Source organism: Paenibacillus sp. sgz302164, assembly GCF_056120505.1.
Genome location: NZ_JBVYOL010000013.1, coordinates 219,027 through 239,799, shown reverse-complemented (window position 1 = coordinate 239,799; position 20,773 = coordinate 219,027). Strand labels below are relative to the sequence as shown.

Sequence of the window (20,773 nt, the reverse complement as noted above, 5' to 3'; positions counted from 1 at the left end):
TCTCCAGCTATTTTTCTATTCTATCACACTTTGACCGAAATAGAGGCGTGGCAGATGATGGAGCGGGTGGACGTAAAAAAAGATGACCCTTGATGAATTCAAGGGTCATCTTCTGGCAGCTTAACTCCGCGGTGGTTTGTTAAAACTGCCCCGCAATCCGGGTCAGTATTCAGCCCTGTCGGAGGGCGAAAAAATATATTGAACGCAAAATAACGCTATGATATAATCATTAGCGGTATTGACAAATTTAAATAATCAGTGTATCCAATTTTATTCCCAATTTAATTATACATCTGGAACTTTGATTTGTCAATGCTCTTTTTCATCCCCAAAAAAACGGAAAAAGGAGTGTGTTCGGATATGGAAGCGAAGGATTGGCAGCAGGAACAGGAGCGATTGGAACGGGTCAGGAACAAGCTGCAGGCGAGAATCGCCGAACTGGAGCCGGAGGTTGCCGGACTGCGGGATCAGGCTGCGGACTTTCGCAAGCGGTTTTGGGAAGAAGTTACGATTAACACAAGCACATTCGAAGATTTCGAAGAGACCTTCTACACGATTAACCAGCAGTCCGCGTTATTGGCCGAACGGGAACGCGGTCACAAACTGTTGACACAGCAATGGAAAAGCATGAACCGTCTGCTCCCTTCTCCTTATTTCGGACGCCTCGACTTTCAAGAGGATGGCCTGGACCTCAGCGAGCAGATTTATATCGGCGTATCTTCCTTCGTCGACAAAGACGGGTTGAGCTTTCTGATCTATGACTGGCGAACGCCAATCGCAAGCATGTACTACGACTTCTCCCCCGGCCCGGCGTCTTATGTCACGCCGGCCGGACGAATCGAAGGAACGATGGAGCTCAAGCGGCAGTTTCAGATTCAAAACGGGCAAATCCGCAACATGTTTGACGCAAGCGAAACGATCGGAGACGAAATCCTGCAGCAAGTGCTCGGCAAAGGTGCGGACTCGCAAATGAAGAGTATCGTGGCAACTATCCAGAAGGAGCAAAACGCCATCATCCGCAATGACAAAAACCGGATGCTTATCGTACAGGGGGCTGCCGGCAGCGGTAAGACTTCCGCGGCATTGCAGCGGGTGGCGTACCTTCTGTACAAACACCGCCAGACGATCAAGGCCGATCAGATCGTTCTTTTCTCACCGAATCCGATGTTTGCCGGTTATATCTCCACTGTCCTTCCGGAACTCGGTGAAGAAAATATGCAGCAGACGACTTTTCAAGAATATCTCGATTATTGGTTGAGTTCCTCGTTACGGCCGGAGGATCCCTTTGATCAGATCGAATACGTATTGACCGCACAAGGAGCGCCGGGATACGAGGCCCGTCTTCAGGGGATCGAATATAAAGCTTCCGAAGCTTTCCTGCAAGCTCTGCAAAACTATGGAATGTGGCTGGGACGGGAAGGCATGCAATTCAACGCTATTCGGTTTCGGGACCGCGATTTGATTACGGCGGAGCGAATGAGAGCGAAATTTTACGGTTATGACCGTTCACTGCCGTTGTTCAATCGTATCGTTCTCTTGCAAGAATGGCTGCTGAATGAACTGGCCTCGCTGGAACGCATGGAACGGGACGCGCTTTGGGTAGAGGAAGAGTTGAATTATCTCGACACCGAGCAGTACACGGAAGTCTACGGAATGCTGCATAAAGAGAAGGAAGTATTCGACGTTGCGGAACATTACGCTGTAGTTCGCGAGAAAATGAACAACAAGCGCCGCGAAGATGAAGGCGACTTTGACTTCGCCCAAAAGGAGGAAGATCTGCTCCGCCGCAGGATCGTGAAAGAAAGTTTCAAACCGCTAAGGAAAATCGTGAAGAAACTCTCGTTTGTAGATATCAAAGGCATATATGGCCAATTGTTTGAGGGCGATACCGCTTATCGGGAGAAAACGAATGGGGCCGTCATCCCCCCGCTGTGGCCTGAAATATGCAGGCAAACCAAGGAAGCGCTGCTCCGGAACGAGTTATTCTACGAGGATGCGACTCCCTATTTGTATGTAAAAGAACTGATCGAAGGCGTCCGGACGAACACGGAAATCCGGTATGTTTTCGTTGATGAGGGCCAGGATTACTCGATGTTTCAATATGAATATTTAAAAAAGCTGTTCCCCCGTGCCCGGATGACGGTGCTCGGCGATTTCGGGCAAGCAATCTTCATGCAGGCCACAAGTCTGGACGCAGCCGATTCGCCGCTTGTCCGCCTTTTTGGCGAAGCCGAAACATGCCTTGTCCGCTTGGTACGCAGTTATCGTTCAACCAGGGAGATCGTTGAATTTACGAAATCGATGCTTCCAGGCGGGGAAGAAATTGCACCGTTTGAAAGGCGCGGCCCAAAACCACTTCTCACGAGACCGGACAGCGGGGAGAAGCGTGATGCGCAAATTGTGGCAGACATTGCGGCGCTCAGAGCCGAGGGCTTCGATTCCATCGCCGTCATTACGAAGACCGCGGCCGAAAGCCGTGAGGCTTATGAATCGTTACGGATTCATGGAAGTGAAGCTCTGCAGCTCATTACGAAGGGGACGTCAGGCTTTGAAAAAGGAGTGATGGTCATTCCCGTGTATCTCGCCAAAGGTATCGAGTTCGATGCAGTCTTGGTCTATGATGCTTCGTCCGCAGCTTACGGCCGGAAAAACGAGCGCAAGCTTCTTTATACGGCGTGTACGCGGGCCATGCACCGGCTTCATCTTTACACGACGGGCGATTGGTCGCCGTTCGTGCAGGCATTGCCTGCGTATTTGTACGAGAAAGTCTCCATATAAAGCTCGATGAGCGGAAAGCAGGAACCTATGTCAACTCCTACGCAAACAAAACCGATGGCAGCCGGCGGGGACAATCCGAACCCGGCGATGATCGGTCACTAATCGTGAATCGGCTCCGATTCGCTCATATGCAAATAGCCTTGGCTGTTAGTCGGCCAAGGCTATTTTTAGCATGTTGAGTCGATTTATATTATACTGCTTGTTTGGTCGGACGGATTAAGATTTCGTTTACCGCTACCGTGTCAGACGTGTTGATGGCGTAAGCCACGGCATCGGCAATATCGCTTGAACGCAACCCCATGCCTTCTGTACGCGCCGTATTCTTCAGCCATTCTTGGATCTGAGGATCCTTTGAAGTAGTTTCGGCATCCGGCAGGGATTGGGCCAAAGCTTTCAAACGGTCCTCACGGCGGGCAGCAATGACTAATTTCGCGCCTTCTTTCCAAATAGAAATAAGCCTGCCACCCAGATTTTCCAAATCCAAGAAGCAGGCTTTTCATTTATTTGCGGTTTATTTTTTCGCTACATATTTCGCCAAATCGTCCAGCACTAAATTCGCCGAAATAATGCCGCCTGATGAATTCCAAATTCCGTCGTACACTTTATGAACGTTATTGTTTTTCACGACATTCAAGTTTTTCCAAAGCGGATCGTTTTGCCATTCCTGCTCGCTTTTGGCCGCTTCGCCTTTTTCATTGTCGTAAGTGAAATAGAAGAGAACGTCGCCATCCATATCCGGAATGCGCTCTTTGCCTACATCGTCCGAAAACTTGTCTTTATTTTGAACCTCGGGGCGCTGCAATCCTACTTTTTTGAGCAAAGTGCCGGCAAATGTGTCATTATAATAAATGCGCACGACTCCGCCCGGATTAAAACGCACGAGTGAAACTTTCGTATTGATTTTGTCGCCCAACTTCTGTTTGAGGTCCTGTACGCGGGCATCGAACTCGGCGAACTTTTTCTCGCCTTCCGCTTTCTTGTTCAACGCTTCAGCATAAATCTTGTAATTGATCTGCCAATCGCCGTGAATGCGCTCGGAGAATACGGTCGGTGCGATAGCGCTGAGCTGCGGATATACTTTTTCTTGACGGAATTTATTGCCCAAAATCAAATCCGGCTTCAGAGCGGCTATTTGCTCCAAATTCGGCTGGTTTTCATCGCCGAGAATCGGGATGCCTTCGAACTCTTTCGTCAGATGCTGATAAACGGGGTCCATCCCCCACGCCTTCACAATTCCCACCGGCTTGATGCCGAGCGATATGACGGCTTCCATTCCTTCGTTGGTCAATACGACAACCCGTTTAGGCGTACCCTTGATCGTCGTTTCACCCATGGCGTGCGTCACTTTATACGGCGCATCCGCCGCCTTTTCCGCTGCTGCGGCCGTTCCTGCCGGCGATGCGGCTGCCCCGGACGCCGGCTCTGACGTCGACCCGGAAGTTGACTTGGCGCCGGATGCGCATCCGCTTATTACGATCATGAAACATAAAACGATGGACATGACGGTCCAGGATTGCTTGCTTGCATACCAATTCATTTCTTCTCTCTCTCCCTTGTGTTTGCTTAAAATGTCGAACAACTTGCTTGGATGTTGTGCCTTTCTGCAATGCCCGGGCACTCATTCCTCCTTTTCATTGTTAATGAGAATTGTTATCATTAAAAGGATATTATATGCCGGTCTGGCCGTCCATATCTCTCTGTACCCTTTTTCTTATCTGATTGTAGCTTTACAACTTATCGAAGGAGCATTCCAACATGACCACGACATTATCCCGGCAGCACACCGTTCACCTGCTCGCTTTCATTCGCAAACGGAGACAAAAGAAACAGTCGCTCCTGAATTTCGCCGGCTCCCGCGAAGCCGTTCTCATCTGGGTGATCAACGGCTCGGGCACCCTCACGATAGAAAAAGCTTCTTTTAAAGCCGAACCCGCGTCCCTGTACTTCATCCCGCCGGGAAGTAAGGTGCAGGCATCCGCCGGGCCCGCTGGCATTCGTTATTACGCGATAGGCTTTCGATCCGTTACCATGATGGAAGCAGACGGCCACTGGACCGGCGCCGACACGGAACTATATCCCGCTTCATTGGAAAAAGGCGCAATTCCCCTGCGCGGCACGGAGGCTGTGCAGGTAAAAATAGAAGGGCTCTACGCGCTCGGAAATCGCTCCGTCGACGCAACCAAGGATCTGCGGCTGCAGGAACTTCTCGCTTTGATCGACGATGACGCCCGGCAGCAGGCGGCGGCAGCAAGCGGAGACAACGGCCTGCAGCGGAGCATCGCGTTTATGCAGGAGCATTTTCAGCAAAAAATTACGCGCGACACGCTGGCCGCCATTGCCAATCTAAGCCCCGGGGCTTACTGGCGAAGCTTTAAAAAAGCAACCGGAATGTCGCCCATGGACTTTCTAAACCAAATCCGGATCGAACACGCCAAAAGCCGGCTTCATGACGGGGCTTCCGTCAAAGAGGTAGCCGCGGCGCTGGGGTATGCAAACGAATACTATTTCAGCCGCGTTTTCAAAAAAGCGTCGGGCCTTTCGCCTACGCTGTACATGAAGCGCGAATGCATGCGAATCGCCGTCGCATCAAGGTTCGATTATCATCACAGCCTCATATCGCTGGGGATTACGCCCGTGGCCATGGTCGATTGCTACAAGCATCCGGGCATCGATCCGGAAGATTATCAGCGCCGCTTGCAGTCCCAATTCGAGGAATTGCGGCTTGCCCGCCCCGATCTCATCCTGGGGGATTATTCGCACCGCGACTTTCACGAACGATTCAAACAAATTGCACCAACGGTCATCGTCGATTTTTATTTGGAGTGGCAAAAGCCTTATTTGCAAATAGCCGAGGTCGTAGGAAGGGAAGCCGAAGCGCAGCTTGTGTTGAAAAAGCTGGAGAGTAAGGTGGAGGCGGCAAGCAAACATTTGTCGTTGTTAAAAAATAAGCAGCGAGTCACCGTCCTGCAAATTATGCACGACCATGTCATGCTGCAGGGGACGGTCAACCATCCGTTAAACGAACTGCTTTACAGGGAATTGAAATTGAAGCCCGGGGCCGGAGCGCCCACGAATAAAATGAGGCTGGAGCTGTACCCGCAAGACGTCCCTCCGCTTGATACCGATCACCTATGGATCCGGCGGTTCAGCGATCATGCGGAGGTGGAGAACACTCTGGATAAAATGCGGCGCAGTCCGGCATGGCGCATGGATACCGCTGCGCATGAGAAAGTGAAATTTATACCGAACTGGTTTATTATGAGCTGGACGCCTCAAGGGAGAACGAGCATTATGGATGAGGTGGTGGACATGTTATCGGTGTAAAAAAACGCGAAAGGTCCGAATTGGGCGGCGATAGGGATAGATAGCCCCCTATTTGCTGCGCACTTCGAAAATAGCGAATTTCAAATAATGACCCTCGTCTACGCCAAGAATACGAGGGTGGTCCATGCCGGCTCCGCGAAACTCGACGAGCCGGAGAATTTTGCCCGCATCCGCAGCCGCCGCGTGAATCGTCTCCAGAAACAGCTCGGGACGCATATGATACGAGCAGCTCGCCGTGACCAGGTAGCCCCCTTCGTTCACAAGCTTCATGCCGTGCAAATTAATATCCTTGTATCCGCGGCAGGCGCCTTCGACGGCGCTTTTCGTTTTGGCGAAGGCCGGCGGATCGAGAATGACGACATCCCACGTGCGTCCACCGCTAACCGGCTTCGACGTGTCGATTTTGGACTGGGCCGTGTTCGCGGATGCCCGCGCTTTGCGTTCGTCCAAGCCTTTGACCTGCTGGCGCAAATAGTCAAACGCATCGGCGACGACAAATTCGACGCGCTCTTCGAACCCGTTCAACTGCACGTTCGTTCTGGCGCTTTCGATGGCATGCTCGGATATGTCGAGGCAGGTTACTTTTTTAGCGCCGTATTTGCAGGCGTTTAAAGTGAAGCTGCCCGTATGCGAGAAGCATTCGAGCACCGTCGCGCCGTCCCAGTAAGGGAAAGAGACGATTTTGCCGTTGGCGTTCACAGGCCGCTTGCGGCTGACGCCGTCTTCTTCCACATCCTGCAAAACGATGCCGCTGCGATAGCCCCAGCCTGTCATCAGCGGTGCGATGGACGCGCGATTTTCTCTTTGATCGAAAAAATAGCCCGTCTTTTGCCCTTCCTCAATGTCCACCCGGATGCGGAGTCCGTTTTCCAAAATATCCACATGCCTCGGACACTCGCCGTAAAGAACTCCTTTGGTTTGCTGCAAGCCTTCCAGCTCGCGAACCGCCACATCGCTGCGCTCGTAAATGCCCGCAGGGCTCATTACCCGAACAAGCGCCTCCACAATTTGCGCGCGGCAGCGGTCCATGCCCAAAGTCAGCAATTGCGCGACCAGCACGTCGGCAAATTTGTCGACAATGAGCCCCGGGAGAAAATCGGCCTCTCCATATACCAACCGGTACGACTCCGTCTCGCCCAAAAAGCGTTTGCGATGCTGCAGGCACTGTGCAATCCGCTCTGTGAGCACCTCCGTGGTCAAAGCCTCCAGCGGCTGATAAGAGACGATCCGCACTGTAATTTGCGATGCTTCGTTGTAATAGCCCGTTCCCAAGTATTGGCCCAGGTGATTATGAACCGCCACTAGCGCACCCGGCTCTACTTCTCCGTCCACGCGCTCGATTTCGCTGCGGTACACCCAAGGGTGTCCCTGCTCCAAACGGAACTTGCGTTTCTTTTGTAAAATTACGGCTGCCATAAGTTGATATGCCTTCCTTTGCGTGAAACCGCTCTCCAGTGCCCAGCTTGTCATGCTTGTCTGTACGGCCACATATATTGGTTGATAACGAATACAAGTTTGTGCGAAGGAGCTCTCCGCTTATGATGTCTTCGATTGTACTGCCTGTTCTTACGGGTTTGGCGATGTTTTTGTTCGGGATGAAGCTGATGGAAACCGCGCTTCACCACTGGGCCGGCGCCAGCCTCCAGCTGTGGCTGGAGCGGTTCACGCGGACGCCGCTGCACGGCCTCGCGGCCGGCACGGCGTTAACCGCGGCGCTTCAGAGCAGCACCGCGATTACCGTCATCTCCATCGGCCTGGTCAACGCCGGTGTGCTGTCCTTCTCGCGAACGCTCGGCATCATTCTCGGCACGAACATCGGCACGTGCCTGACGACCGAGCTGATCGGGCTCAGCATCGGCGGCCTCGGCCTGCCGATGCTGTACGCGAGCGCAGGCGTCTGGCTCGCGAGCTGGCTGGCCGGGCCGCTGCCCCCTGCGGCGCGCGGCCTTGATATGGCCCGCGGCGCGGCTCCGCCGGGCGCCCGCGGGCTGCTGCGCAGCGTGCGCTACGGCGCGCTGGCGGCGGCGGGCTTTGCTCTCGTGCTGCTCGGCATCGAGATCATGCAAACGATCGGGCCTGCGCTGCAGTCCCGAGGCCTGTTCGCTTGGTTCGTCGACCAAGCGAAGCAAAGCCTGCTCTGGGGCGTCCTCGCAGGCGCCGCAGTCACCGCGCTGGTCCACAGCAGCGCGGCGGTCATTGCGATGGCGATGGGGCTCGCCTCCATCCAGAGCATCCCCGTCGAGCTCGGCGTAGCGATCACGATCGGGGCGAACGTCGGCACTTGCGCGACCGCGCTCATCGCCGGGATAAGCGGCTCCCGCGCAGGCCGGTTCGTCGCCTGGTCGCATCTGATCCTTAACATCGGCGGCGCCGTGCTGTTTTATCCGTTTATTCACCAGCTCGTCAGCCTATCCGCCTGGCTGGCCGGCAGCGAATCCGTGCAAATCGCCCGCGCTCAGACGGTGTTCAACGTCGTAAGCTCGCTGATCGCGCTGCCGTTTTGCTATCTTAGCATTTGGCGGCGCCTCGAAGCCCGGCCGTAACCGCCGGGCCGCAGCTCGCGCCGGGTCCGGCTTCCGGCTGCTTTTACTTCACATCGAACCCCAATTTCCGCAAAGCTTCGCCCAGTACGCTATTATTGTTCTCGTAGCCGGACTCAAGCTGCTGCCGCCAGGCTTCTTCAGGCGCCAGCCACTCGACGCCTCTGATTTCTTCGACTTGCGCCTGCAGCGCCCCGTCTATCGCTTCCACGAGATAATAGTGGACTTCCTTATCGACGGTTTCCGCTTTCGCATTCGTGTACTGATACGCGATCACTTCAACCGGTTCGACGATTCTACCATGTATTCCCGTTTCCTCCAAAATCTCCCTTAGCGCCGTCTGCTCGACCGTTTCGCCCGGCTCCATTTTGCCTTTGGCCAAAGTAATTTTACCGTACCTGTCCTGAATCATTTGGACGTGCAGCTTGCCGTCCTGCCTGCGGTATACGACTCCGCCAGCCGATATTTCTTTCATCATTTAACCTCCAGTGTGAACTTGAGAATTTTATGCGTAAAAAGGGACCGCGTGCATGTAGTCGACCGACCGCCCAAAAACGTCAGCAAATGAGCCTGGCTGGCCCCAAAATGGATGAAAGACGCCTCCACAATCACTTTGCAAGCGGGAATGAGGCGTCTTTTCGCGGAAATTGCGTATCGGTGAGCGGACCGCGCCTCTTAAACCGCATACAGCCCCGCCCCCGCGCTTCCCCGCTGTTATGGAACGAAAGCCCACGGCGTTGTAGTTCTTGCTGTAAGCCGCCGTGCGCTGCGCATGTCACCCGCCGGGGCCGTCCCAAAACCGCGCGGCCATTAGCGGACCAGCTTGCACCAGCGAATGCAACACCGCTTGCTTGGGAGCTGCGCGCGGTGTTGCGCCGCATGACGACGGTCGGTCAACCACTCCGCGCGTGGCAAGCAATGTCTTAGCCGGCAAGTTTCTTCTTGCCGGCACTTAAAACTGCAAAAGTGCAGGCTTTTTCGACGGAAACGGCTCGTTTCGCTGAAAAGCCTGCGATTGTGCAGGAATTTCCGGTCACGAGGAGCCAGAGCCTACAAATTCGCAAAAAAACCTGCATTTTTGCAGGAATATTCCGAAACCGGGGCATCCGACGGTAAAAAGATGCACTTTTGCAGGTTTTCTGTGCGCCGCGCACAGCTCCCAGCACACGGTGTTGCGCTGCATGACGACGGTCGGTCAACCACTCCGCGCATGGCCAGCAGCATCTTAGCCGGCAATTTTTGCAGACGTTTCTTTGCAGCGTCAAGCGAAGGTTCGGCTCTGCGGTATGCTATGAAGCGCTGCACGGAAACGGGCTGTCCGTGCTCTTGCTGCAACGATGTTTTGCACCGCTACACATGGCCGCCCCTACTCGGTCCCCTGCTTTAACGATGTTTCATATCGTTATTGGGGAGGCGACGAGCCGACCCAGCCCCTGCTCCAACGATGTTTCACACCGCTGCACATGGCGCTCCGGCTCCGGCTCGGGCCCATGCCTGCCGTAACAATGCTGCGCATCTTTGCGCGCGTTCTGGCCCGGTGCGCCGGTTGGAACGATGCTTTTGGCATCGTTTTTTCGCGAGAAAGCTGACCCTCCGGCGGCTTTCGCCGCTGAAAGGTCAGCCCTTTACAAACTCACTGCCTGCGCATGCTCGGCCAGGCGGACGATCCGTCCTTTGCTTTCGTTGACTCCGGCTTCGGCAACTTGAACGCGGCACACTTCTCCGATCAGGCTGTCGGTCCCTTCAAAAACGAGGTTCAAATAGTTGTCGGAGTACCCCATCAGCAAGCCGCTGTCAGGAGCTCCTTTATAGGAACGCTCGGGAATGACTTCCAGCACTTGGCCGACGAATTTTTGCGCGTAGGCCAGCTGCATTTTCTCCGAAAGATCGATCAGCTCGTGCACGCGCGCATTTTTGATTTCTTCGTCGATCTGATCTTCCATCCGCGCGGCAGGCGTGCCTGTTCGCTTGGAATACGGAAATACGTGCATTTCCGAAAATTGCATCTGCTCCATGAACTTGTAACCGTTACGGAACATTTCTTCGGTTTCCCCCGGGAAGCCGACGATGACGTCCGTTGTGATGGCTACGTCCGGCATGATCGCATGAAGCCGCTCGATTTTGCCGGCGAATTCGGCCGTCGTATATTTTCTGCGCATCCGTGCGAGCACCTGATCGTCGCCGGCTTGCAGCGGAATGTGCAGATGGCGGCACATTTTGTCGGACGCCTGCAGCACCTCGATCACTTCGTCGGTGATTTGGCTGGCTTCGATGGAGCTGATGCGGATGCGTTTCAGACCGTCCACTTTGTCGAGATCCCACAGCAGCTTCGCGAGACTGTAATCCTCGATATCTTCGCCGTAGCCGCCGGTATGGATGCCGGTCAGTACGATTTCTTTGTAGCCCGCCTCGACCAGCGTTCTCGCCTGCTGGATTACGCTCTGCGGTTCACGGCTGCGCATCAGGCCGCGCGACCACGGGATAATGCAAAAGGTGCAGAAATTGTTGCAGCCTTCCTGGATTTTCAAAAAAGCCCGCGTGCGGTCTGCAAAATCCGGCACGTCCAGTTCCTCGAACTGGCGTGTTTTCATAATGTTGCGCACCGCGTTAATCGGCATGCGCTCCCCTTCAAACTGCTTGACCAGCGGGATAATTTTATCCCGGTCCTGGGTGCCGATGACCATATCTACGCCCGGGATCGCCATAATTTCGGCGGGGGACGTCTGCGCGTAGCAGCCCGTTACCGCGACGATCGCTTCCGGGTTGCGGCGAATCGCCCTCCGGATCATCTGCCGGCTTTTTTTGTCGCCCGTATTGGTGACCGTACATGTATTGATGACGTACACATCGGCCGTTTGTTCGAAATCGACCTGCTCATAGCCTTCGTTTTTGAACAGCTGCCAAATGGCTTCCGTATCATAGAAATTTACTTTACATCCCAATGTATGAAACGCTACTGTTGCCATGATGCTTATCCTCCCATCTCTCCGGTTTCATAGAAAAGACACGCAAGACCTACCATTGCCGCTGTCTCCGTGCGTAAAATGCGCGATCCGAGCGACACGGAACGAAATCCCGCCTCTTCCGCCTGCCGGATTTCCTGCTCCGTAAACCCGCCCTCGGGACCTACCGCAAGCAGTACCCGCTTGCCCGGGCCGAGCTTGCCGGAGGCGGCTGCTTCTTGCAGCGCAGGTTTCAACTGCTGCCCGTCCTCTTTTTCGTAGCAGATCCAGGCGGCATCCGCTTCCCGGGCGCACTGCAGCAGCTGCTTCCAGCTCAGCACCGCCTCTACCTCCGGCACGCGGTTGCGGTGCGCCTGCTCGGCCGCTTCCTTGGCGATCTTCTGCCAACGCTCGGTGCGCTTGGCTTCTTTTTTGGCGTCATACTGGACAACCGTGCGTTCCGATAAAAAAGGAAGAAACCGGGCTGCCCCGATCTCGGTCCCTTTTTGAATAACCGTCTCCATCTTGTCGCCTTTCGGCAAGCTCTGCGCAACCCATACCTCAACGGCCGGCTCGGCGTCCATCGGCAGCTCCTCCACCACTTCCGCGGTCACCGCCGCCTTATCCAGCGCAGTGATGCGGACGATCGCCTCGCGGTCTTTGCCGTTGCTGCAAATGACCTTGTCCCCGATCTCGGCCCTCATAACACGCTGCAAATGGTGCGCATCGTCGCCCTCGATCGTCACCGTATCGGAACCCGGCTGAAATTGGCGGGGCGGAAGAAAATAACGCTGCATAAATTCGAAGCCTCTCTATCTGCAATAAATTCATTTTTCTAATGAAACGTCCACACACCATCATACCTGTTTTCGAGCGGAAAATCTACAGGCGGCTTTTTACTCAAATGCCTAGCATCCACGCGATTGGGTATTCGAACAGCCTAAGAATATGATCTCCCAAGCCGAGGTAAGGATCAAGCGTAACCTGCCTCAGCGGTCTGATAAATACGACCAAAAGGAAAATAATGTAAGCCCATTGTTCAAACTTTTGCAAGCCTTCGCTGTACCGCAAATTGACCAAATCCTGAATGATCCGGTAGCCGTCCAGCGGCGGAATCGGGATCAGGTTGAACAGGAACAGCGTTAAATTAATGTTGACCATCAGATTCAAAAAGATTACGATCGCTTTCTGGGTTCCCCCGGACAGACCGTCAAGCCAGTGATAATAGCCGACAAAGCTCAACAGCGCGTAAGCGATAAATACTAAAATCAAATTGCTGAGCGGCCCGGCGGCCGTCACGATAATGCCCATCAGACGGGGATTTTTGAAATTCCCGCGGTTGACCGGCACGGGCTTGGCCCAGCCGAACCCGGCGATCAGCAGCATGATCGTGCCGAACAAATCCAGATGCGCCATCGGATTCAGCGTAACTCTGCCGAATTGATAAGCCGTCGAATCCCCCAGTTTATAAGCGCTGTACGCATGCGCGAATTCATGAAGCGTAAAAGATAAAATCAATACTAAAATGACGAACGGCAGCACGTCCCAATTATAAAACAATAATCCTCCCATGTATGACGCACCTACAGCTTTCTCGCCGTAATCACTACCCAATCGGAATCGTAGCTTTTATCTACGATCGCAAAGCCCGCAGCGACCAGCGCTTTCTCCACATCCGCTTCCTTGCTTGTAATGATGCCCGAAGCTACGTAATAGCCGCCAGGCTGAAGCACCTCGTATACATCGCCAACGAACAGCAAAATAATTTCCGCCAAAATGTTCGCGACCACAACTTGCACCGGAATCGCAACCCCCAGCTCGGAAGAAGCGCCGGTTTCGCTTGCTTTGAGCACGCCCAGCAAATCGCTCAGCTTGACGGTTATATCGTTCTCAAGCCTGTTCAGCTTCGCATTTTCGGTTGCGCTTGACACCGCAACGGGGTCCAGATCGACGGCGAGCACATGTCTCGCGCCCAATTTGGCGGCGGCAATGGATAAAATGCCCGAGCCGGTTCCTACGTCGATCACGTCGTCGCCGGGCTGCACGACTTTCTCCAGCGTTCTCAGGCAGAGCGCAGTCGTCGCATGCGTGCCGGTGCCGAACGCCATTCCGGGGTCAAGCTCCAGGATAAGCTCGTCCGGTCCGCCTGCATACTCTTCCCAGGTCGGCTTGATCGTCAAGCGGTCCGATACGCGAATCGGCTTGAAATACTGCTTCCAGGCGTTCGCCCAATCTTCGTCGTCGACTTCGCGCATTTCGTAAGACGGGTTTCCGGTATCGATGTCGTATTCGCGAAGCTGTTCGACCGAAGCCCGCAGCTGCTCCAGAATCGCATCCATCTCCGTCCCTTGAGCAAAATATCCTTTGATCACCGCTCTTCCTTCCGGAATGTCGTTCAGCGGCAGTTCGTACCACTGTCCGAGCGAAGTATCCCTTTGTTTGTTCAACGTGCCGGATTCCTCAATAGATACGCCCCCGGCGCCGAGTTCGTGAATAAAGTTCGAAATCATTTCTATTGCTTCTTCCGTCGTATGTACGGTAATTTCGTGCCAACGCATGTGTACTGCTCCTCCTGTCAAGTTGCCTAAAATTCATAATGACTATTGTACTATACTTCGCCTTCCGGGTAAAATAACGCCTTTCAAAAAGCAAAAAACATCCGCCTGCGTGCGCCGCAGCGCCCGTCAAGCAGATGTTTTTGTTTTAAACCAGTCCTCCCGCGGATTCGATGACGCGCAGCGATTGCTCGTAAACGGCATCGTCGACTACGGCCGCCACGATAAAATTAAATCCCGTCACGCCGCCTCCGCCCCCGTCGCTCATTCCGCTCGCAGCCGGATCGGCGGCAATCAAAATTCCTTCGTCCGGCGTAGAAATATCGGCGGCTTGAGTCAGCCGTCCCAGGCTGCCGAAGTCTCCCGCATACGGATTGTGCACGGAGAGCAGCCCGTAGCCCGGATAGCGGCCGAATTGATCGACCTGTACGTCGATGGCCCGCAGCGCTTTAAGCTTCGCCTGAACGGCGTTAGCCTGTTCCTCCGAGCGGAAATAAGCCAAAATGTTTTTCTCCGCCATTACGAATGTTCCTGTCTGTAATCCGCCGCTTCTGCCCGTTCCACAGCCTCTACGTCGTCTGCGTCGGCCTGCTCGGCCGAGAATTCAACGTCTTCATTTTTCGCAACGGGCAAGCTGCTTGTTTCCGATTGCCGTTTGTTGTCGTTCATCGCTTCAGCCTCCTGATCGCTCCAAGATTTTATCCCGTTTTATTGTTCGCAGGCAAAAACGTTATTATGCTCGGAACGATCCTCAGCCGCACGCAAACGCAGCTACTCCTTGATCTTTTCGAAAGAGGCATTGTACAAACGAAACATCGTTTTATAACCGGATTCGTCCAGCTTAACTCCTACGTCCAGCTTCCCTGTAATTAGCAGCGGTCCGGACGTGTACCTCAGCTTCACGTCGTCAGGCACGTAGACGATCATAATTTTATTCCAGTACGTTTCGTCGCCGTTGTCGAAAGGGCACTCCGCCCCAGGCTTCGGAATGAGCAGAAACCAGTGCTTCTCAAAAGACAGCACTTCGCCCATAAACCCTTTGATTTGCACCGTTTTGCCGTTCATGTCCCAAAAATGCTCCGACGGCCGGTCCTGCTTGTCGTTGTCAAAAAACTGCGTCCAATTGATCTCGTTGGACGCTGTGCCCGCCTGCTTGGGAGCCTCGCCGGGAGCGGCTTCCTGCTTCGGCTCGGAGGCCGTGGGCGCGGGCGTCGGCGCCGGCGAGGTCGCGGGCGCTGCGCTTGGCGAAGCCGCCGGGGGAACGCTCGGCGAGGCCGCTGCTGCAGCCGCCGCGGGCGACGCGCTTGGCGGCTGTGATGCAGCAGCCGCCGGGGAAGCCGACGGCGCCACGGTCGATGCGGCAGCCGCGGTTTCCGCCGGCGCCGCAGGGGCCGCCGCGGCCGCGGGCGTCGGCGTCGGCGTCGGCGAGGCCGACGCCGGTGTGACGGCTGCGCTGTTCACGCCGGCGGCAGCCGCAGCGCCGCTGGCAAACGATTCGCCCGCAGGCTGCGCATTTTTTTGTCCGCAGCCTGCCGCAACCATCGTGAGCAAGCTCAATGCGATAACTGAATGTTTCATTTTCATAGCGATCACCTCACGACCTGAAAAGCTGCAGGGGATCGACACGGTAAGCTTGCAGCGCCGGACCCGCGGAAGCCAAAACGCCGATCAGCAAAGCGCCGGCTGCAAGCAGCCATTCCCCTGGAAGCAGATTCCAGGATTGAATTTGCAGTCCTGTGAATTCAAATACGGCATCGCGGCTGATGTAACCGCCGACATGGCCGATCACGAGCCCGAGCACCAGGCCTATCGCCGTCAGCAGCAAGCCTTCGCCGATAAGCGAGCACCAAATAAACTGTCTGGACTTGCCGATCAGCCGGAGCAGACCGACGTCTTTTCTCCGCTCGTTGACCGCAGCAATCAGCGAAAGCAAAATCGAAACTGCGGCCAGCAGGACGCAGATCACGGTTACGACGCTAAGCGCCTGCGTCCCTTTGTCCACTACATTCACTACATCCGCGACCGCTTTGCTTGTATATACGGCCTGTATGTTGCTCATTTGCCCGTATTTGGTTTTGATATTTTGCGCGCCGAGCAGCGTTTTGGGCTTGACGAGTATTGCGGTGATTTCCTTATGCTCGGCGGACTCCGTGTGATGAACGGCCCAGGCGTAATCAAGCGTCGTGAAAACCGCCCGGTCGTCCGATGTCATTAAAGGCGGCAAAATGCCCACAACCGTGTAGGAAAAACTGTGATGATCGTGCTCTTCCCCGCCGTCCTCATCATGGTCCGCTTCCCCCTGGATCAAGCCATGCGCGCCTTGAAACTTATCGCCTACACGGAGATTCATCGCTTGCGCGGCATGCGATCCGATCACGGCTTCGCCCAGCTTGCCGTACAGTCTGCCGAAAGCCATTTGCTTGTCGCCGTATCGGGTCGTAAAATAACCCTGTTCCATCCCGACGATCGGGAAGCCGTTGTAGTTATCCCCGGTCGTCATGGCAAACGCGGTGTCCACTTGCCCGTCTTTACGAACGTCCTCCAGCAAAGAAAACGGGACATTTCCCGTCGGAGCGCCGATATGATAATACGTGTTCAAAGCCAGCTGGGACGCGCTGCCCTTTGCCCCGATCGTCACTTCGAAAGGACCGTATCCCTTCTCGGCTCCCTGTTCCACGCCGGCGCTGCACAGCAGCAGGAAAACGATCAGCGCTACGGTGATCGCCACGGACAATACCGTCAGAAGCGACAGCATTTTACGATGTATAATATTGCTCCAAAGCAATGAAAACAGGCTCATACCGCTTCTCCTCTATGAAGTTGATTCAACTCGTGAATGTGAACCCGCTTCGGAAACAGCTCCGCCAAATGCAGATCATGGGTCACGGTCAGCAAAGTCAGCTTCTCCGAGCCGCATATGTCAAGCAGCAGCGACATGACATCCCGCGCCGTCTCCCAATCCAGACTGCCGGTCGGCTCGTCGGCCAGCACGAGCGCCGGCTTGGCCGCCAAAGCTCTTACGATCGCAGCCCGCTGCTGCTGCCCGCGGGACAGCTGGGAAGGCAGATGGTGCCGGCGGTCTTGCAGCCCCACCCGTTCAAACCATGCGTCAAGCTGCTCGCGCCGCTGCTTGGCGCTCCACTCCTTCGGAACGATCAGCTCGACATTTTGCTTGATGGATAACGATGAGATCAGGTGAAAGTCCTGAAAAACGTAGCCGACCTTCCGGGCTCTGAACTGATCGCGCTTCGATTCGGAAAACGAATGAATCGGCTCGCCGTCTATCGTAATTTCGCCGTCATCCGGCGTCATAACGCCGCTGAGCAGATGGAGCAGCGTGCTCTTCCCGCTTCCGCTCGGACCGATCAATGCGATGCGCTCCCCCTGGGTCACCTGCCAATGCTTCACCTGCAAAACGGGATATCGGGTACCGCCTGCCGTAAAATGTTTGCTGACTTCTTTCATCTCGATCATTCGGTTCACCCCTTAAGCTTGATTTCGTTTGCGATACAAAAGAAAGAGGACAGAGGCCCTAGCTTCCCCCTGTCCGCTCCTTTCCTGTCTTGCGGAAAACTTAGTTTTTCACGATGCGCTCGTTGAAAGCGTCCCACGTATAGCTTTTGCCTGTCAGCTTGTTGAATACGTCAAGCGGCAGGTACAGCTTGCCGTTGTCGACATTGCCCGAAAGGCCGATGCTTGCGCCGTTTTCCGAAATTTCGCCAGTCGCTGCGAGGACGGAATATTTTTTGCTGTCTTTTGTTAATGTTATTGTTTTGGTAGCTTCATCCCATGCGACAGTAATGCCCAGCTCTTCGGCAAGCGATTTTGCCACGAACAGCGTTTGGTTGTCGCGGGTAACTTTGAACAGCGGGTACATAAATTTGTCTTGCAGTTCTTTCGTTGCTGCAGTCAGATCCGCACCGATTACTTTCGCTCCGCTTTTCGCGATATCGGTATTGTCCACGTCGCCTTTGACGAGCGAAGCGATCGGACCGTAAGCCCATACGCCAACGTCTACACCAGTATGTCCATGACCAGTCCAACCTACAGCAAGACGTTTCGAAACGACTGCGTTGTAACCTCCGGCACGACCGTAAGAAGAACCGTCGCCTTTAAGGATCAGCGCTACTTCATCGTCCGACAGATCCGTGAAGCCTGTGTTGTCGGCAACGATTTTACGGATATCGTCGGCAGTTTCCGCTTTTTTGAGCAGGCCGTCCAAATACTCGTAGGAATGCTTCTCTTTATTGAACAAATCCACATTCAACTCGTACACGTTGTTGATCGCCAGCGACAATCCGCCGGTTTCATGGTCAGCCGTAACGACGACCGAGGTGTTGCCGTCTTTTTTCGCATAGTCGACAAGCGCTTTGAAAGTAGCGTCCAGTTCAAGCATTTCCTGGATGTTGGCAGGAAGGTCGTTCGCATGTCCGGCATGGTCGATACGTCCCGCTTCTACCATGAGCACAAAGCCGTTTTTGTTTTGGGAAAGAATGTCGATCGCTTTTTTAGCCATTTCCGGCAGGTCAGGCGTCGTCGCAGTGTCGCGGTCAAGCACGTAAGGGATTTCAACCGGGGCAAAAATGCCGAGCGCTTTGCCGGCCGTCGCCGGAATGGCGTCCAGACCTTTTTTGTCGAAAGCCGTTTTGTAGCCCTTGGCTTCGAAATCAGGAATAATATTTTTGTCCGTCCGCTTGCCTTTTTCATCCTTCGTCACGAAGTTCACTTTGCCGCCGCCGAACAATACGTTCACGCCGCTGTTCAAATATTGGCTGGCAATCGCGTTTTGGTTGCTGCGCTGGCGCACATGGGAAGCCCAAACTGCCGGCGTAGCGCCTGTAATGCTATCTGTCGTAACAAGTCCGGTTGCTTTGCCCTGCTTCATAGCCGCTTCGATCACGGAAGCAAAAGGTTTCGCCACATCGCCGTTCGATACGCTGATCGCGTTGTTGTATGTTTTGTTGCCGGTGGAAAATGCAGTTCCTGCCGCAGCCGAGTCCGTTACCGCTCCGGATTCCGACGTGTAAGGGCCTGCAACCGAGTATGTAGTGGCTTTGCCGACATAGTAGCCGCCGTCAAGTTCCAAACGGTCTTTATTTAAAAACTTTTTGGAATAATACCGCGCGGCCGTAACCTCAGCCGGACCCATGCCATCGCCGATCAGCACGATCAAGTTTTTGGATGGCGCTGCTGGAGCTGCAGCTTCCTGCGTCTTCGCCGGAGCAGCCGTATCAGCCGCAAATGCGGAACCGTAGACGCTGATGGAAACCAGGGAGAGCGTTAAGGTGGAACCGATGATTTGTTTCAAGCCCTTTTTCAAATGAATTCCCTCCAAAAAAATGTATTCAACTTCTTCAGCATAATCCCCGTTGATTTTAGGAGGTTCAACTCTATGTTTTCACAGCATTAAAAGTTTTATCAAAGATTAAGAGAATGTAAAAACAAGCATGGGTACCGTCCGGTTCTCGCTGTGAGCGATCCGCTGACAAGCCGTTTACGATCCGCCAACAATGAGAAAAATCACCGTCCTGCCCGGTACAACCGCCGAACGTATGGCAAAGTTTGATCCGGCCAACTTTGTTTAGCTGTCCAAAAAGTATTTTACCATGTGAATGAATTTCGCAGCCGCCAAGACTGTTTCTCTAGACCCACACGATCGGCATCCTTTATGATGAGTGAGTCATTAAATTGTGGGGGAGATTGAAGTTATGGATATTTACAATAGTTTGCAAGAGGGGGAAAAAGGGGCATGGCTGAGCATTGGGGCCTATGTCTTTTTATCGGCTTGCAAGCTGGCTGTCGGCTATTATGCAAATTCCGAAGCGCTTCAAGCGGACGGATTGAACAATACGACGGACATCGTCGCATCGGTGGCCGTGCTGATCGGGCTGAAAATATCGCGAAAGCCCCCTGATCAAAACCATAAATACGGACATTTCCGCGCGGAAACGATCTCCACGCTGATCGCGTCTTTTATTATGGCCATCGTCGGCATCGAAGTGCTGGTCAGCGCCATCAAATCGTGCTTTGCGGACTCGCCCCCGGTTCCGGGCATGATATCCGCCTGGACGGCGCTCGCTTCCGGCATCTTCATGTTCGGCGTGTACGCGTACAACTTCAAGCTGGCCAAGCGGACGAACAGCAGCGCCGTTATGGCCGCCGCCCAGGATAACCGCTCCGACGCGTTCGTCAGCTTCGGCGCCTTCGTCGGCATCGTCGGTTCGCAGTTCGGGCTCGGCTGGCTTGATCCTTTGACCGCGACGATCGTCGGCGTCATCATCATAAAGACGGCGGTCGATATTTTCCGCGAAGCGATCCACTCCTTATCCGACGGGTTCGATGAAAAGCAGCTGGCCGATTTCGCCAAAACGATTAAAAAAATTGCCGGCGTCCAGACCGTCAAAGACATAAGGGCAAGAGCGCACGGTGCATTCATTCTGCTGGACGTAACGATTCTGGTGGACGAAAAGCTGAGCGTCAAAGAAAGCCATACGATCACGGAAGTGATCGAACACCGGATGAAGGACAAACATCGGGTGGAACACGTTCACATTCATATCGAACCTATATCCGATCCGATAAAAATCGACCGCGCGGAAGAAGTCGTCCGCTAAACCAAGCGGGCGGGCGGCTC

Annotated in this window: 18 protein-coding genes; 4 read left to right on the top strand and 14 right to left on the bottom strand. The window is 54.3% G+C overall.

All coding sequences use genetic code 11. The features are described 5' to 3' along the window. The first annotated feature begins 360 nt into the window (after nucleotides 1-360). Nucleotides 361-2,778, top strand: a complete 2,418-nt coding sequence (gene helD / locus AC0LWT_RS22190) for an RNA polymerase recycling motor HelD (RefSeq protein ID WP_474683452.1) — start codon at nucleotides 361-363, stop codon at nucleotides 2,776-2,778. A 190-nt stretch (nucleotides 2,779-2,968) separates the two neighbouring features. Here helD and AC0LWT_RS22185 read toward each other — a convergent pair whose 3' ends face one another. Both AC0LWT_RS22185 and AC0LWT_RS22180 read right to left on the bottom strand, forming a co-directional pair. Then, nucleotides 2,969-3,262, bottom strand: coding sequence for a hypothetical protein (locus AC0LWT_RS22185; RefSeq protein WP_474683451.1), 294 nt, complete (start codon nucleotides 3,260-3,262; stop codon nucleotides 2,969-2,971). A gap of 27 nt (nucleotides 3,263-3,289) precedes the next feature. Further along, nucleotides 3,290-4,315 carry an ABC transporter substrate-binding protein gene (locus tag AC0LWT_RS22180; protein ID WP_474683450.1) on the bottom strand — a complete coding sequence of 342 codons (1,026 nt, stop codon included), beginning with the start codon at nucleotides 4,313-4,315 and terminating at the stop codon, nucleotides 3,290-3,292. 218 nt (nucleotides 4,316-4,533) lie between these two features. Here AC0LWT_RS22180 and AC0LWT_RS22175 point away from each other — a divergent pair, with 218 nt between their 5' ends. Further along, nucleotides 4,534-6,102: a helix-turn-helix domain-containing protein gene (locus tag AC0LWT_RS22175; protein ID WP_474683449.1), complete on the top strand. Its 1,569-nt coding sequence runs from the start codon at nucleotides 4,534-4,536 to the stop codon at nucleotides 6,100-6,102. Nucleotides 6,103-6,150: 48 nt separating this feature from the next. Here AC0LWT_RS22175 and AC0LWT_RS22170 read toward each other — a convergent pair whose 3' ends face one another. Beyond that, nucleotides 6,151-7,518 (bottom strand): class I SAM-dependent rRNA methyltransferase, encoded by a 1,368-nt coding sequence (locus AC0LWT_RS22170; RefSeq protein WP_474683448.1) that lies wholly within the window; start codon nucleotides 7,516-7,518, stop codon nucleotides 6,151-6,153. 56 nt (nucleotides 7,519-7,574) lie between these two features. Here AC0LWT_RS22170 and AC0LWT_RS22165 point away from each other — a divergent pair, with 56 nt between their 5' ends. Next, nucleotides 7,575-8,645: a Na/Pi cotransporter family protein gene (locus AC0LWT_RS22165; protein ID WP_474683447.1), complete on the top strand. Its 1,071-nt coding sequence runs from the start codon at nucleotides 7,575-7,577 to the stop codon at nucleotides 8,643-8,645. A 43-nt stretch (nucleotides 8,646-8,688) separates the two neighbouring features. On the opposite strand, the gene AC0LWT_RS22160 is transcribed toward AC0LWT_RS22165, so the two are convergent. The 11 genes from AC0LWT_RS22160 to AC0LWT_RS22110 form a co-directional block, all read right to left on the bottom strand. Beyond that, on the bottom strand, nucleotides 8,689-9,117 hold the full coding sequence (locus tag AC0LWT_RS22160; protein ID WP_474683465.1) for an NUDIX hydrolase: 429 nt from the start codon (nucleotides 9,115-9,117) through the stop codon (nucleotides 8,689-8,691). Between the two features lie 1,150 nt (nucleotides 9,118-10,267). Then, nucleotides 10,268-11,608 (bottom strand): tRNA (N(6)-L-threonylcarbamoyladenosine(37)-C(2))-methylthiotransferase MtaB, encoded by a 1,341-nt coding sequence (mtaB, locus tag AC0LWT_RS22155; protein WP_474683446.1) that lies wholly within the window; start codon nucleotides 11,606-11,608, stop codon nucleotides 10,268-10,270. A 5-nt stretch (nucleotides 11,609-11,613) separates the two neighbouring features. Next, nucleotides 11,614-12,381 (bottom strand): 16S rRNA (uracil(1498)-N(3))-methyltransferase, encoded by a 768-nt coding sequence (locus AC0LWT_RS22150; RefSeq protein ID WP_474683445.1) that lies wholly within the window; start codon nucleotides 12,379-12,381, stop codon nucleotides 11,614-11,616. A gap of 103 nt (nucleotides 12,382-12,484) precedes the next feature. Further along, nucleotides 12,485-13,156, bottom strand: a complete 672-nt coding sequence (locus AC0LWT_RS22145; RefSeq protein WP_474683444.1) for a site-2 protease family protein — start codon at nucleotides 13,154-13,156, stop codon at nucleotides 12,485-12,487. An 11-nt stretch (nucleotides 13,157-13,167) separates the two neighbouring features. Then, nucleotides 13,168-14,142 (bottom strand): 50S ribosomal protein L11 methyltransferase, encoded by a 975-nt coding sequence (prmA, locus tag AC0LWT_RS22140; protein ID WP_474683443.1) that lies wholly within the window; start codon nucleotides 14,140-14,142, stop codon nucleotides 13,168-13,170. Between the two features lie 145 nt (nucleotides 14,143-14,287). Beyond that, the gene (locus tag AC0LWT_RS22135) at nucleotides 14,288-14,659 is read right to left on the bottom strand and encodes a hypothetical protein (RefSeq protein WP_474683442.1); all 372 of its coding nucleotides are present in this window, start codon (nucleotides 14,657-14,659) and stop codon (nucleotides 14,288-14,290) included. Continuing rightward, nucleotides 14,659-14,808, bottom strand: coding sequence for a YfhD family protein (locus tag AC0LWT_RS22130; protein ID WP_474683441.1), 150 nt, complete (start codon nucleotides 14,806-14,808; stop codon nucleotides 14,659-14,661). The genes AC0LWT_RS22135 and AC0LWT_RS22130 overlap by 1 nt, the downstream gene beginning before the upstream one ends. A 102-nt stretch (nucleotides 14,809-14,910) precedes the next feature. Next, complete coding sequence (locus AC0LWT_RS22125; RefSeq protein ID WP_474683440.1) at nucleotides 14,911-15,717, bottom strand: hypothetical protein; 807 nt, start codon at nucleotides 15,715-15,717, stop codon at nucleotides 14,911-14,913. A gap of 16 nt (nucleotides 15,718-15,733) precedes the next feature. After that, on the bottom strand, nucleotides 15,734-16,939 hold the full coding sequence (locus AC0LWT_RS22120; protein WP_474683439.1) for an ABC transporter permease: 1,206 nt from the start codon (nucleotides 16,937-16,939) through the stop codon (nucleotides 15,734-15,736). Next, nucleotides 16,936-17,613 carry an ABC transporter ATP-binding protein gene (locus tag AC0LWT_RS22115; RefSeq protein WP_474683438.1) on the bottom strand — a complete coding sequence of 226 codons (678 nt, stop codon included), beginning with the start codon at nucleotides 17,611-17,613 and terminating at the stop codon, nucleotides 16,936-16,938. The genes AC0LWT_RS22120 and AC0LWT_RS22115 overlap by 4 nt, the downstream gene beginning before the upstream one ends. 100 nt (nucleotides 17,614-17,713) lie before the next feature. Beyond that, nucleotides 17,714-19,459, bottom strand: coding sequence for an alkaline phosphatase (locus tag AC0LWT_RS22110; protein ID WP_474683437.1), 1,746 nt, complete (start codon nucleotides 19,457-19,459; stop codon nucleotides 17,714-17,716). A 388-nt stretch (nucleotides 19,460-19,847) separates the two neighbouring features. On the opposite strand from AC0LWT_RS22110, the gene AC0LWT_RS22105 reads away from it, so the two are divergent. Further along, nucleotides 19,848-20,753: a cation diffusion facilitator family transporter gene (locus AC0LWT_RS22105; RefSeq protein WP_474683436.1), complete on the top strand. Its 906-nt coding sequence runs from the start codon at nucleotides 19,848-19,850 to the stop codon at nucleotides 20,751-20,753. Nucleotides 20,754-20,773 lie beyond the last annotated feature (20 nt).